General features: G+C 66.8%; 10 protein-coding genes. 9 read left to right on the top strand and 1 reads right to left on the bottom strand.

The annotated features are described in order from the left end of the window. The first annotated feature begins 153 nt into the window (after window positions 1–153). The 7 genes from metH to FHX37_RS08545 all read left to right on the top strand — a co-directional run bounded on the left by metH (window position 154) and on the right by FHX37_RS08545 (window position 11,885). Window positions 154–3,630 (top strand): methionine synthase, encoded by a 3,477-nt coding sequence (gene metH / locus FHX37_RS08575; protein WP_141923422.1) that lies wholly within the window; start codon window positions 154–156, stop codon window positions 3,628–3,630. Continuing rightward, window positions 3,627–4,322, top strand: coding sequence for an HAD family hydrolase (locus FHX37_RS08570; RefSeq protein ID WP_141923421.1), 696 nt, complete (start codon window positions 3,627–3,629; stop codon window positions 4,320–4,322). The genes metH and FHX37_RS08570 overlap by 4 nt, the downstream gene beginning before the upstream one ends. 396 nt (window positions 4,323–4,718) lie before the next feature. Then, entirely contained in the window at window positions 4,719–6,476 is a 1,758-nt protein-coding gene (locus FHX37_RS08565; RefSeq protein WP_141923420.1) for an ABC transporter substrate-binding protein, read from the top strand. A 132-nt stretch (window positions 6,477–6,608) separates the two neighbouring features. Continuing rightward, window positions 6,609–7,103, top strand: coding sequence for a cellulose synthase (locus FHX37_RS08560; RefSeq protein ID WP_141923419.1), 495 nt, complete (start codon window positions 6,609–6,611; stop codon window positions 7,101–7,103). 395 nt (window positions 7,104–7,498) lie between these two features. Further along, complete coding sequence (locus FHX37_RS08555; protein WP_141923418.1) at window positions 7,499–8,536, top strand: ABC transporter permease; 1,038 nt, start codon at window positions 7,499–7,501, stop codon at window positions 8,534–8,536. Between the two features lie 387 nt (window positions 8,537–8,923). Next, window positions 8,924–9,937: an ABC transporter permease gene (locus tag FHX37_RS08550; RefSeq protein WP_141923417.1), complete on the top strand. Its 1,014-nt coding sequence runs from the start codon at window positions 8,924–8,926 to the stop codon at window positions 9,935–9,937. Window positions 9,938–10,007: 70 nt separating this feature from the next. After that, window positions 10,008–11,885, top strand: coding sequence for a dipeptide ABC transporter ATP-binding protein (locus tag FHX37_RS08545; protein ID WP_141923416.1), 1,878 nt, complete (start codon window positions 10,008–10,010; stop codon window positions 11,883–11,885). Window positions 11,886–11,941: 56 nt separating this feature from the next. Here FHX37_RS08545 and FHX37_RS08540 read toward each other — a convergent pair whose 3' ends face one another. Then, window positions 11,942–12,616 (bottom strand): TetR/AcrR family transcriptional regulator, encoded by a 675-nt coding sequence (locus FHX37_RS08540; protein ID WP_141923415.1) that lies wholly within the window; start codon window positions 12,614–12,616, stop codon window positions 11,942–11,944. Between the two features lie 193 nt (window positions 12,617–12,809). On the opposite strand from FHX37_RS08540, the gene FHX37_RS08535 reads away from it, so the two are divergent. Both FHX37_RS08535 and FHX37_RS08530 read left to right on the top strand, forming a co-directional pair. After that, on the top strand, window positions 12,810–13,208 hold the full coding sequence (locus FHX37_RS08535; protein ID WP_141923414.1) for a LemA family protein: 399 nt from the start codon (window positions 12,810–12,812) through the stop codon (window positions 13,206–13,208). A 114-nt stretch (window positions 13,209–13,322) separates the two neighbouring features. After that, a complete protein-coding gene (locus tag FHX37_RS08530; protein WP_141923413.1) occupies window positions 13,323–13,694 on the top strand; it encodes a GntR family transcriptional regulator in 372 nt (123 codons plus the stop codon). Window positions 13,695–13,699: the final 5 nt, after the last annotated feature.

Here is a 13,699-nt window from a genome sequence, read left to right as displayed (position 1 = left end):
AGTAACGCCGTGCGGTATCGTCCCCCAAAGGCCAACAGCGGACCGGTGCGATGGCATTCCCTACCGGCAGCCGGGCGTGTGACCTGCGAATAACAGCACTGAGGCACCCCCATGCCAGAGGTCGAGGTACCGCTGGCACTACAGTTAAGGGTCATGAGTTCTCGACTCTCCTTCAGGGAAGCCCTTGCTCAACGCGTCCTCGTTGCCGATGGCGCGATGGGCACCATGCTCCAAGCCCATGATCTCGACCTCGACGACTTCGAGGGGCACGAAGGCTGTAACGAGATCCTCAACATCACACGTCCCGACGTCGTTCGCTCCACTCACGCGAGCTTCTTCGAAATCGGTTCTGATTGTGTTGAGACAAATACGTTCGGCGCGAACTTTGGGAACCTCGGCGAGTACGACATCGTCGAGCGCACCTACGAACTCGCCGAGTCCGGGGCACGGCTGGCCCGCGAGGTCGCCGAGGAGTACTCAACACCCGACCATCCCCGTTACGTTCTGGGCGCGGCCGGGCCGGGCACCAAGCTGCCCACGCTCGGACACGCCCCCTTCGCACAACTTCGCGACTACTACGAGAAATGCCATATCGGCCTCATCGAGGGTGGGGCCGACGCGATCCTGGTGGAAACCAGCCAGGACCTACTGCAAACCAAGGCCGCTGTCATCGCCGCTATGCGCGCCCGCCGCGCTACCGGCTCGAACATCCCCGTCATCGCGCAGGTGACGATCGAAACAACCGGAACAATGCTGCTCGGCTCCGAGATCGGTGCGGCGCTGACCGCGCTGGAACCGCTCGGCGTCGACATGATCGGTATCAACTGCGCTACCGGTCCCGCCGAGATGAGCGAGCACCTGCGTTACCTTTCCCAGCACGCGCGGGTGCCGATCTCCTGCATGCCCAACGCCGGTCTGCCGGAACTGGGTGCCGAGGGCGCCGTCTACCCCCTCCAGCCCAGTGAACTGGCCGACGCCCACGACTCCTTCACCGGCGAGTTCGGGCTGTCCATGGCTGGTGGCTGCTGTGGCACCACCCCCGAACACCTGCGGCAGGTTGTCGAGCGGGTCGGCGGCCGCGGCGTCAAGACCCGTAACGCCTCCAGCCCGGCGTCGGCCGCATCCCTTTATCAGAGCGTGCCCTTCCGCCAGGACGCCAGCTACATGGCCATCGGTGAGCGGACCAACGCCAACGGTTCCAAGAAGTTCCGCGAGGCGATGGTCGAGGAACGCTACGCCGACTGCATCGAGATCGCGCGCGACCAGATCCGGGACGGCGCGCATATGCTCGACCTCAACGTCGACTACGTCGGCCGGGACGGCGCGCAGGACATGCGCGAACTCGCCTCCCGGCTGGCGACGGAGTCCACACTGCCGCTGATGCTGGACTCCACCGAGCCGGCGGTGATCGAGGCCGGCCTGGAGTACGTCGGCGGCCGCGCCATGATCAACTCGGTCAACTACGAGGACGGCGACGGCCCCGACTCCAAGATCAACCGGCTGATGCCGATGGTCAAGGAGCACGGTGCCTCCGTCGTCGGCCTGACCATCGACGAGGACGGCCAGGCCCGTACCAAGGACTGGAAGGTCAAGGTCGCGGTCCGGCTCATCGAGGAGCTGGCCACCAAGTGGGGGATGCGCGTCGAGGACATCATCATCGACGCGTTGACGTTCCCCATCGCCACCGGCCAGGACGAGACGCGGCGCGACGGTCTGGAGACGCTCGAGGCCATCACCGAGATCAAGCGGCGTTACCCGGACGTCCAGACCACCCTGGGTCTGTCGAACCTCTCGTTCGGTCTGAACCCGGCCGCGCGCATCGTGCTGAACTCGGTGTTCCTGCACGAGGCGGTCCAGGCGGGTCTGGACTCGGCGATCGTCCACGCCTCCAAGATCCTGCCGATGAACCAGATCCCGGACGAGCAGCGCCAGGTCGCCCTCGACATGATCTACAACCGGCGCACCGAGGACTACGACCCGCTGCAGAAGTTCCTGGAACTGTTCGACGGTGTCGACGCCCAGGCGATGAAGGCCTCCCGAGCCGAGGAGCTGGCGCAGCTGTCCCTGTGGGACCGGCTGGAGAAGCGCATCGTCGACGGCGAGATGAACGGTATGGAGGACGACCTCGACGAGGCGCTGAACGAGAAGAAGGCGCTGGAGATCGTCAACGAGCACCTCCTGGCCGGGATGAAGGTCGTCGGTGACCTGTTCGGCTCCGGGGAGATGCAGCTGCCGTTCGTGCTGAAGTCGGCCGAGGTGATGAAGTCCGCCGTGGCCCACCTCGAACCGCACATGGAGAAGGCGGAGGACGACGCGGGCAAGGGCCGTCTCCTGCTCGCCACCGTCAAGGGTGACGTCCACGACATCGGCAAGAACCTGGTCGACATCATCATCTCCAACAACGGCTACGACGTCGTCAACATCGGCATCAAACAGCCGGTGTCGACCATCCTGGAGACCGCCGAGGAGCACAAGGCCGACATCATCGGCATGTCCGGCCTGCTGGTGAAGTCCACGGTGATCATGAAGGAGAACCTGGAGGAGATGAACTCCCGCGGGATCTCCGAGAAGTACCCCGTGCTGCTGGGCGGCGCGGCGCTCACCCGGTCCTTCGTGGAGGAGGACCTCTCGGACATATTCGAGGGTGAGGTGCGCTACGCCAAGGACGCCTTCGAGGGCCTCAGCCTGATGGACCAGTTCATGGCCTACAAGCGGGGCGAGGAGGGAGCCGAGCTTCCCCCGCTGCGCAAGCGCAAGGTCAAGTCCAAGGCCCAGCTCGACGTGACGGCGCCGGAGGACATGCCGGCCCGCAGCGACGTCGCCACCGACAACTGGGTTCCCGAGCCGCCGTTCTGGGGCGACCGCATCAGCAAGGGGATCCCGCTTGCCGACTACGCCGCGTTCCTGGACGAGCGCGCGACCTTCATGGGGCAGTGGGGCCTGAAGGGCTCCCGCAGCGACAGCGGTCCCAGTTACGAGGAGCTGGCCGAGAACGAGGGCCGGCCGCGTATGCGGATGTGGCTGGACAAGCTGCAGACGGAGGGGCTGCTGGAAGCCGCCGTGGTCTACGGCCACTTCCCGTGCTACAGCGAGGGCGACGACCTGGTGGTGCTGGACGAGGACGGGAAGAGCGAGCGCACCCGCTTCACCTTCCCCCGTCAGCGTCGCGACCGGCACCTGTGCCTCTCCGACTACTGGCGTCCCAAGGAGTCCGGTGAGCTCGACGTCGTCTCCTTCCAGGTCGTCACAGTCGGCTCGGCCATCAGCCAGGCCACCCAGGAGCTCTTCGAGAAGAACGCCTACCGTGACTACCTGGAGCTGCACGGACTGTCCGTGCAGCTCACCGAGGCGCTCGCGGAGTACTGGCACACCCGGATCCGTGACGAACTGGGCTACCGGAACGAGGACCCCGAGGAGCTGGACTCCTTCTTCAAGCTGGGGTACCGCGGAGCGAGGTTCTCCCTCGGGTACGGGGCCTGCCCCAACCTCGAGGACCGGGCCAAGATCACGGGGCTGCTCCAGCCCGACCGTGTCGGCGTCACCCTCTCCGAGGAGTTCCAGCTCGTCCCGGAACAGGCGACGGACGCCATCGTGGTCCACCACCCGGAAGCGAAGTACTTCAACGCATGACACCGGTCGAGTTCGGCGACAGTCCCGCTGCCCTGCCGCAGGCCGTCCTGTTCGACATGGACGGCACCCTGATCGACAGTGAGGGGTTGTGGCACCGGGCGGAGGCCGAGGCTGTCGCCGAACTCGGTGGGCAGTGGTCCGAGGTCGACCACCAGCGAAACATCGGTGGGGCAGCGGAGGCAGTGGCCGCCTACATCGCTGATCTCACCGGTACACGGCTGTCCCATAGCGAGATCACGGGCCGGCTGCACGCCGTGTTCGTCCGCCTGCTGGCTGAGGGCACCGATCCCAGAACCGGCGCCTCGGAACTGGTGGCGCTGGTGGCGGCGTCCCCGGTGCCCTCGGCTCTCGTCACCTCCACGGAGCGGGCGTTGCTGGAGAAAGCGATCACCAGCATCGGCATCGACCGTTTCGACGTCACCCTGGCGGGCGACGAGGTGCGCGAGAACAAGCCCCACCCCGAGCCCTACCGCGCTGCTGCCCGTGCTCTGGGAGCAGACCCCGCCCGGTGCGTGGCGTTCGAGGACTCCCCGGTGGGGGTGGCCTCCGCACTGGCCGCCGGGTGCGCCACCGTGGCCGTGGCGACGCAAGCGGATCTCGACCCCGCGCCGGGACTCACCCTCGTCGACGATCTCACCGGTATCGACATGGCGTGGCTGGCGCGTCTCGTCTCCGAGCGGAACGAAGCATAGCGCCTCCGGCCCGGACGTTGCGCCCGTTTGCCGGAGCGCCGCCCCCCGGCCGTCTCCGCCGCGCCTGCTCGCTCGGGGCACACATACCCCGAGGCGGGCTTTCGTCTCCCACAGCGGACGGGAGACAGTGGTCGGGAGCGTGAGACAGTGCGTGTCCGGCACCGGACCGGAGCGTGGCGGTGCGGGCGCCGGCGCCGCCGATGGTGCGGCACTTTGCAGTTTCGGCTTGGATAAGTTACCGCAACTTAGACAAAACGTGATCTGAATCGCCCTAGATTGACCGCTGTGCGCACCATGAGCGCGCACCTGTTCAACGCTGTCGATCAAACGTCGCAGCCGACGGCGTGGAGCGACGTGCGGCGGACGGTAGCCCCGCTCCATGACGAGAGGTGAAAATTGCGGAAAAGAGTACTGGGCTGGATCGCGCTCGGCGCGTCGGCCTCCCTGGTGTTGTCCGCCTGCGGAACGGACGGGGCGAGTGAGAGCTCGGCCGAGTTCGATCAGGGGAACTCCGAGGTCGTGAACGCCAGTGACGAGCGGGGCGGAACGCTTCGCTACGCGATCTCGGGCAACATCGAGAGTACGGACCCCGGGAACACGTACTACGGCTACATCTGGAACTTCAGCCGTTACTACGCGCGGACGCTGTACACCTACGCCAAGGAGCCCGGGGAAGCGGGCCGCGAGGTCGTCCCCGACCTGGCCAAGGACATGCCCAAGGTCAGTGACGACGGCACCACCTACACCGTCGAGCTGAAGGAGGGCCTGAAGTACGAGGACGGCTCGGAGATCGTCGCCGAGGACATCAAGTACGCGATCGCCCGTAGTAACTTCGGGGACGACGCGTTGCCCAACGGCCCCAAGTACTACAAGGAACACCTCGCCGAGAGCGGGGACTACGAGGGTCCCTACGCCGACACCGACGACCCGTTGGAGGGCTTCGACGGGATCGAGACGCCGGACGACCACACCCTCGTCTTCCACCTGAAGGAACGCTTCGTCGACTTCAAGTACGTGCTGGTGCAGCCGCAGACCTCCCCGATCCCGGCCGAGGAGGACACCGGTGAGCGCTACCAGAGCAACGTCATGTCCTCGGGTCCGTACAAGTTCGACGGGGACTGGAGCCCCGGCGACGGGCTGACGCTGGTCCGCAACGGCGAGTGGGACGCCGAGTCCGACCCGATCCGGGACGCGCTGCCGGACAAGGTCACCGTCAAGGAGGGCATGGACCAGGACGAGATCGACCAGCGTCTGGAGAACGGCGACCTGGACGTCGACCTGAGCGGTACCGGTCTCGGCCCGGCCAAGAAGGGGGAGCTCCTCCAGAACGACGACACCAAGGCGCGGCTCGACAACCCGGAGAACAGCGCGCACTACTACACGGCGGTCAACACCCAGGTGGAGCCGCTGGACGACCGCGCCTGCCGCCAGGCGGTGCAGTACGCGCTCAACCGGGACCAGGTGCAGCGCGCCTGGGGCGGTGAGTCCGGAGGCAGCAAGGCCACCCAGATTCTCCCGCCGGTGATCCCGGGAGCGGACCCGGACATGAACCTCTACCCCTCCGAGGAGGGTAAGGGCGACATCGACAAGGCCGAGGAGAAGCTCGCCGAGTGCGGCGAGGAGGACGGCTTCTCGACCAACATCGGCGTGCGCAGCGACCGCCCGGCCGAGGTCGAGGCGGCACAGGCCGTCGAGACCAGCCTGGACCGCGCCGGTATCGACGTCAGCATCAAGCAGTACCCCTCGGACAGCTTCACGAATTCCCAGGCCGGGTCTCCCGACTTCGTGCACGAGAACGAGCTGGGTCTGAACATCTACGGGTGGATGCCGGACTGGCCGACCGGCTACGGCTACTTCGGCCAGATCATCCACGGGGACGCGATCAAGCAGGCCGGAAACACCAACATCTCCGAGCTGGACAACGCCGAGATCAACGAGAAGTTGAACGAGGCCATCCGGACCGAGGACGAGCAGGAGCGCGCCGAGCTCTACTCCGAGATCGACGAGATGGCCATGGAGGAGGCCGTCATCGTTCCGATGGTGTTCCACAAGGCCGTGCTCTACCGCCCCGACAACCTGACCAACGTGTTCTTCAACCCCAGTTGGAAGATGTACGACTACATGGCGCTGGGCACGACCCGCGGCAGCGAGTAGTTTCCGGGGCCGAGGACTCCCTCCGCGAACGCGGTCCGGGCGGAGCACGGTGCTCCGCCCGGACCGACGACGGGAATTCCCTAGGTGGATAACCTGATAGGCACAGGTTCCCGCGGATGGGAGACTAGTGACATGCCGGAACAACTGCCGATTGCGGGTCCGATGCTGGGAGCGGCACTCACCGTCGTGGGGCTGCTCATCTCCTGGCTGCTGTGGCGCCGGAAGGGGGCCGCGGCCGGGTTGCGCGGTATCTCCTGGTCGCTGCTGCCACTGGCCGCGGGTCTGATGGGACTGATGACGATCCTCTGGCGCCTGGTGGGCGACCTTGTGGGGTTCTTCGCCAGCCTGGTGTTCAACCCGGTGGTATGGGCCGGACTCGTCCTCCTCGGGTTGGCCGTCGTGCTGTGGATCGTCTCCGGCGTGATGCGCTCCCGGGGTGGGGGAAGCTCCTCGCCGAGTGGCGGCGGCCGCAAGGCCAAGGATGCCAAGGATGCTGAGAAGGCAGGCGGCGCCGGCGGAAAGCAGGCGGCCCAGGGCGAGGTGGGAGCCGGTACGCAGCAGGCTTCCGGCGGAGGTGAGGACTTCTCCGATGTCGAGGAGCTGCTGCGCAAGCATGGGATCGAGTGATCCGGAGACCGCCACGGTGCGGCGGTCCGTCCCCTCCGCCGGCTCCCGCTGTGCCAGAGCGATGAGCTGCGGGAACCGGAGCGTTTTCTTTCGCCCTACTCACCCGAGGTGAGTAGGGCTTTAGTTATGACGGGTATGTGAGGTATCTATCACGATATCGTCACATGTCCGTATGCTGGACGATTTTCTCCGTAAGTGGGGCGTAGATTGAACGCTGTGCGCCACCCAGCGCACAGTGCGCGTAGCTGCGTTTATCCCAGAAGATTAGACGCGGTTGTGTCGCGCGCTTCTCGGCGGTGGCAGACCCCGCTCATCGCCGGTCGTGTTCCGGCGACGCAGCCGGATCAAGCACCGCAGGCCACAAGCACGCGGGAGTAGTGGGGGTAGTTGGTGCCATGACCGCGCCGTTGGAGACACCCGAATCGGAACCACACCATGGTTCGGCCGTGGTGACGGAGACGGAGGACCGCCGCGACGGCGGCGCCGGGAACCGTTCACTGCGCCAGATCGCCTGGCAGCGGTTCCGCAAGGACAAGGTCGCGATGACCGGTGCGGTCGTCGTGATCCTCCTCGTGCTGTCGGCGATATTCGCGCCGGTGATCAGCTGGCTCCTGGGAACCTCGCCGTACCAGTACCACAGTGAGCTCATGGACCCCCTCACCGGCGGGGCGCTGAACGACCCCGACGACGGGGCCTCCGGGATCGACCCCATGGGCGGCATCAGCACGGACCACCTGCTGGGGCTGGAACCGAAAACGGGCCGGGACCTTTTCACCCGGCTGATCTACGGCGCACAGATATCCCTGCTGGTCGCGTTCGGCGCCACAGTGGTGTGCGTGGTCATCGGAACCATCCTCGGCTCTATCGCCGGCTATTTCGGTGGATGGACGGACACGATCATCAGCCGCGCGATGGACATCTTCCTCGCCTTCCCGATCCTGCTGTTCGCGATCGCCCTCACCGGCGCCATCCCCGACCAGGCGTTCGGGCTGGAAGGAAACGGCCTGCGCGTGGGGATCCTGATCTTCGTCATCGGCTTCTTCAACTGGCCCTACATCGGCCGGATCGTACGCGGGCAGACGCTCACCCTGCGCGAACGCGAGTTCGTGGAAGCCGCGCGGAGCCTCGGAGCGAGTTCCGGACACATCCTGTTCCGGGAGCTGCTCCCCAACCTCGTCACCCCGATCCTGGTCTACGCGACGCTGCTCATCCCCACCAACATCATCTTCGAGGCATCCCTCTCCTTCCTCGGGGTGGGTATCAACCCGCCCACACCGAGCTGGGGCCGCATGCTGTCGGACTCGCTGCAGTTCTACACCACCTCCCCGCACTTCGTGATCATCCCGGGCCTGACGATCTTCGTCACCGTCCTGGCTTTCAACCTCTTCGGGGATGGGCTTCGGGACGCCTACGACCCACGTTCCACCGACTAGGTGTTCCGATGGACACTGTTCGTCACGGTCACCGCGTTCGGGCCGCTCCCGAACACCAGCGGTTCCGTCCGCGAGAGTCGACACGGAGCCAGCGAAGTGAGACGCCCATGAGTAACCGGGTACCAGGACCGCCCCCTCCGGGCGCGCTGCCGCCGCTCCCGCGCGGCGGCAGCACCACGGGCACCGGACCCACCCCCGTGACTGGTGGCGCCGGAACCGGCGGGCGGGACAGCCGCCCCGCGCTGGTCCTGTCTCCCCGCCGGCCGGCGCGCAACCGTGCGGCGTTGAGCGTCACCCGCGAACGCACGAAAACGACCCAACCCTTCGCGACCGTTGAGTTAGGCAGGTGAAGGTCCTGCGGCAAGTCCGTGCCTGGGACTGATAACGATGCTCACATACATTCTCCGCCGTATGGGTGCCGGTGTCCTGCTGCTCGGCATCGTCACGCTGATGACGTTCGTGATCTTCTACGTGGTCCCCCGGCTTGCGGGTCAGACCACGGAGCAGCTCGCCACCATGTACGTCGGTAAGGCGCCCACAGACGAGGCGATCCAGGCCACCATCGACCGGCTCAACCTGGACCAGCCCGTCGCCCTGCAGTTCTGGGAGTTCGTCAAGGGCATCTTCGTCGGTGCCCAGTACCAGTTCGGCGGGGAGACGATCCGGTGCTCGGTGCCCTGCTTCGGCTTCTCCTTCCAGAACTACACCGAGGTCTTCCCGCAGATCATCAAGCGTCTACCGGTGACGGCGTCCCTGACCGTGGGCGCGGCCGTCATGTGGCTGGTGGGCGGTGTCGCCATCGGCGTCCTCTCCGCTATCAAGAAGGGAAGCATCTTCGACCGCCTGGCCATGATGGTCGCTCTGGGCGGCGTGTCGCTGCCGATCTTCTTCACCGGCCTCATGCTGCTCGCGTTCCCCGTGCACGCCTGGGAACTGTTCGACACCCCGACCTACGTGCCGTTCGCCGAGAACCCGTGGGCGTGGGCGAGCGGGATGTTCCTCCCCTGGGTCACGCTGGCGTTCCTGCACGCGGCGCAGTACGCGCGCCAGACACGCGGGGGGATGTTGGAAACCATGTCCGAGGACTACATCCGGACAGCCCGCGCCAAGGGCCTGTCGGAACGCAAGGTCATCCTCAAGCACGGGCTGCGACCGACACTGACCCCCATCGTCACGATATTCGGACTGGACATCGGTCTGGTTCTCGGCGGCGCGATCCTCACGGAGAGCGTCTTCTCCCTCCAGGGGATCGGGCAGATGACCGTACGCGCGATCATATCCCAGGACCTGCCGGTCATCCTGGGCGTCACGCTCTTCGGAGCCTTCACCGTGGTGGTGTGCAACCTGATCGTCGATCTGCTCTACGCCTGGCTCGACCCCCGGGTCCGTGTCACGGCCTGACGCCGGCGACGGATCCTCCACCGCGCCGGAAGCGCCCGTTATGACCTGGGATGTGAGATAAGGAAGGTCGATGAGCACTCCTGCGAACGAACAGCGAAACGAAACAACCGAGGCGGCCGCTGTCAGCGTCAGCGACCTGGCGATTACCTTCCCGAGCATGGACGGCGACGTCCGTGCGGTCGACGGGCTGTCCTTCCAGGTGGAACCCGGGGGAGCGCTCGGTATCGTCGGGGAGTCGGGCTCGGGCAAGAGCGCGGCCTCACTGGCGTTGATGGGGTTGCACCGTGGCAGTCGCGCGCGGATCACCGGGAACATCACCGTCGCCGGTACCGATGTGCTGCGTACCGAACAGCCGGCCGCGCAAGGCGCCTCGCCCCGTGCGGTGCACGCCGGGGACAAAACGGTACGTGCGATGCGCGGCAACGACATCGCCATGGTTTTCCAGGACCCCATGTCGTCGCTGCACCCCCAGTACACGATCGGCAACCAGCTCGTCGAGGCCTACCGCACGCACCGCTCGGACGTCTCCGCGGCCGACGCGAAGCGCCGCGCCGTGGAGTCCCTGGACCGCGTGGGTATTCCGCAGCCGGACAAACGGATCAACTCCTATCCCCACGAGTTCTCCGGCGGTATGCGACAGCGGGTGCTGATCGCGATGGGACTGATGTGCGACCCCAAGGTGCTGCTGGCCGACGAGCCGACGACCGCGCTGGACGTCACCGTCCAGGCGCAGATCCTCGACCTGCTCGACGAGCTGCGCCTGGAACGGAACATGGCACTCCTCCTGGTGAGCCACGACCTGGCTGTCGTCGCCGGTTCCGTGGACGAGGTGCTCGTCATGCAGAACGGGGTGGCGGTGGAGCACGGTGAGGTGCGCCAGGTGCTCGCCCAGCCGACCCACTCCTACACGCGCTCGCTCCTGGACGCCGTTCCCCGGCTCGAGGTGTCCCGGGCCGAGCAGCGGGCCCGGATGCGACAGGAACGTGGCCAACACGCCCCCACCGGGTCCGAGGGTGCTGCCGGAAGGTCCGAGGGCGAGGCGGTGGCCTCCCACCCACCCGCGGAAACCGGCGGGGAGGCGCCCGCGGAGCACGGGGGCGGCGAGCCACTGCTGCGTGTCGAGAACCTGCGCATGCGGTTCAACGTGCGCGGGGGCGCGTTCGGCCGCAGCAGTTCCTTCTACGCGGTGGACGATGTCTCCTTCGACCTCCACAAGGGCGAGACACTGGGCGTCGTGGGAGAGTCGGGGTCGGGGAAGAGCACCCTCTCCCGGATGATCACGCGACTGCTACAGCCCACCGAGGGCAGCATCTCCTTCGAGGGCCAGGACATCACCCGGTTGTCGGAGCGCCAGCTTCGCCCGTTGCGCCGGGACATCCAGATGGTCTTCCAGAACCCCTTCTCCTCGCTGAATCCGCGGCTCACGATCGGGGAGAGCATCGGAACGGCACTGCGGGTGCAGGGGGAGACCGACACCAGGTCGGTCAAGAGACAGGTGCAACAGGTTCTGGAGCGTGTCGACCTGGAACCGCACCACTACAACCGGTTCCCGCACGCGTTCTCCGGCGGGCAGCGGCAGCGTATCGCGATCGCGCGGGCACTGATACTGCAACCCAAGCTGCTGATCTGCGACGAACCCGTGTCCGCGCTGGACGTCTCCACCCAGGCCCAGGTGCTGCGGTTGCTGTCGAACCTGCAGGAGGAGCTGGGACTCACCTATATCTTCGTCGCGCACGACCTCGCTGTGGTGCGCCAGGTCAGTGACCGGGTCGCGGTGATGCGCAGCGGTGAGATCGTGGAGATGAGCGACGGGGACGAGGTCTACGACAACCCGCAGCACGAGTACACCAGAAAGCTGCTCACCGCGGCGCCCGTGCTCGACCCGGACGAGGCGCGCCGCCACCGGGCGGAACGCCGCGGTCAGGAGGGGAGCAGGGTTCCCGCCTGAGAACGCTCCGCCTCTCGCCCCGTCGAGAGGGGATGTCCGTCCTCGCCTGCGCCGGTTCACGCGTCGCGGGCAAGGGCGGACAGCGTCGCCTCCAACCCCTCCTCGAACCGCTGATCGGGGTCGAGCGCGACGTTGTCCAGGCGGTGGACGTGGGGGAACCGGCCGTCCACCACGGCCGGGGCGGCGCCCGCCAGGCCGGCCTCCCGGACCTCGTGGATCACGGCACCGGTGACGTAGGAGTCCAGGACAGCGGACGCCTGGACAACGGCTGCCCCGCGCAGCCCGGCCTCGTGGAAGGCCGCGTAGTGGAGTTCCAGTGACCGGGTCGCCGCGGGAGTGTCCGGCCGCCGGTTGATCAGCAGGGTGAGAGCTCCGGAATGGCGCAGCAGGGCCTGGCGGTAAGCGCGTGCCCAGTTGCGCAGTCGCTCGTCCCACGGGACCTCCGCTGACATGCCGCGGTAGGGGTCGGCGGCGGGGGACTCCCCCTGGTCGGTGTCCGCCTCCTCCTCAGAGGACGCGGCGCTGGGAGTGACGTCGGTGATGTAGGCGACGATGGCCTCGAAGAGCTGTTCCTTGCCCAGCGGGAAATGGTGGTACACGGCCATGGCCTCGACGTTGAGCGCGTCGCCGAGGCGTCGCATGGTCAGTCGGCGCAGCCCCTGGCCGTCGATGATGCGCAGGGCCTCCGTGATGATGCGTTCGGTACTGAGACCCGCGTTGTTCCGGCTCATGACCCCAGCATAACCTTACTGTGTAAAGGTGGCGAAGGATTGACAGCGTGTTTCGCAGGAGCCGTTCCGTCCCTACAGTAGACGTTAGCCACCGAAACACCACCAGAACCGCAGCGGAGCCATCAGTGGCTGGTGTCCGGTGTGTTCGCCCCTGGACCACAGCCGCAGTAAGCAGTGAATAGAGGAAGCACTCATGGCAAGTCTGATCGGGAAGAAGGCCGACCCGCAGGTGCGTGACCAGTACGCTGAGGACCAGCGTAGGGCCGACCTGCTGCCGGAGCTGCTGCGCACGGTCGCCTCCGCGGAGCACGACCTCAGAGAGGCGCGCGCCGGGGGAGCGGACACGGCCGAGCTGAACCGTTACGGCACCGCGCTGGACACGGCGCTGACGGATGCTGTTCGCGCCGCCTACGCCAGGGAGCGTGTCCTGATCGGTCCCCGCGGCTACACCGACCGCATCTACCGCAGGAAGAAGCTGGCGACCCCCAGGGTCAGGCGGGTGACGGAAACCGCCGAGCGTCTGCTGACGGCGCGTGAGTCACACCGGCTACACGGGATCGAGCGGGTCCCGCCCCAACCTGTCGCCGCCTGACGCGGCTGGGTGCGCCCCGCGGTCACCCCAGGACGACCCGGCCTGTAACGGTGGCCCGGCCACGGCGGAAGCAGCGGCCACTACCACGACGAGGACAGGGAGCACGGACCAACGATGCCGGATTTCATCCGCATTGACCCGCATTCCAGGGTCCCCCCTTACGAACAGATACGGACATCGGTGGCCAACGCCGCTGCCAAAGGGGAGATCCCCGTGGGATACAAGCTGCCCACTGTCCGAGCGCTGGCCGACCGGCTCGCCATCGCGGTGAACACCGTCGCGCGTGCCTACCGGGAGCTGGAACAGGCCGGGGTCGTGGAAACACGCGGCCGTTCCGGAACGTTCGTCGCCGCCGGCGGCGACGATCAGCGCGCCGAGGCGGTAGCGGCCGCACGCGACTACGCTGACGCCATCGCCCGGCTCGGTCTCGGGCCGCAGGAGGCGCTGGACATCGTCGCCGCGGCGCTGCGCCAGGGGCACCGATGAAAAAC

This window comes from Haloactinospora alba (assembly GCF_006717075.1).
Taxonomy (GTDB): domain Bacteria; phylum Actinomycetota; class Actinomycetes; order Streptosporangiales; family Streptosporangiaceae; genus Haloactinospora; species Haloactinospora alba.
The sequence above is the reverse complement of the archived record's forward strand: the minus strand, read 5'-3'. Positions and strand labels throughout refer to the sequence as shown.

What these genes read in the sequence shown, in the direction of transcription:
- metH (WP_141923422.1), top strand. Translation starts at nt 154, where the DNA reads ATGAGTTCTCGACTCTCCTTCAGGGAAGCCCTTGCTCAACGCGTCCTC.
- FHX37_RS08570 (WP_141923421.1), top strand. Translation starts at nt 3,627, where the DNA reads ATGACACCGGTCGAGTTCGGCGACAGTCCCGCTGCCCTGCCGCAGGCC.
- FHX37_RS08560 (WP_141923419.1), top strand. Translation starts at nt 6,609, where the DNA reads ATGCCGGAACAACTGCCGATTGCGGGTCCGATGCTGGGAGCGGCACTC.
- FHX37_RS08555 (WP_141923418.1), top strand. Translation starts at nt 7,499, where the DNA reads ATGACCGCGCCGTTGGAGACACCCGAATCGGAACCACACCATGGTTCG.
- FHX37_RS08550 (WP_141923417.1), top strand. Translation starts at nt 8,924, where the DNA reads ATGCTCACATACATTCTCCGCCGTATGGGTGCCGGTGTCCTGCTGCTC.
- FHX37_RS08545 (WP_141923416.1), top strand. Translation starts at nt 10,008, where the DNA reads ATGAGCACTCCTGCGAACGAACAGCGAAACGAAACAACCGAGGCGGCC.
- FHX37_RS08540 (WP_141923415.1), bottom strand. Translation starts at nt 12,616, where the DNA reads ATGAGCCGGAACAACGCGGGTCTCAGTACCGAACGCATCATCACGGAG.
- FHX37_RS08535 (WP_141923414.1), top strand. Translation starts at nt 12,810, where the DNA reads ATGGCAAGTCTGATCGGGAAGAAGGCCGACCCGCAGGTGCGTGACCAG.
- FHX37_RS08530 (WP_141923413.1), top strand. Translation starts at nt 13,323, where the DNA reads ATGCCGGATTTCATCCGCATTGACCCGCATTCCAGGGTCCCCCCTTAC.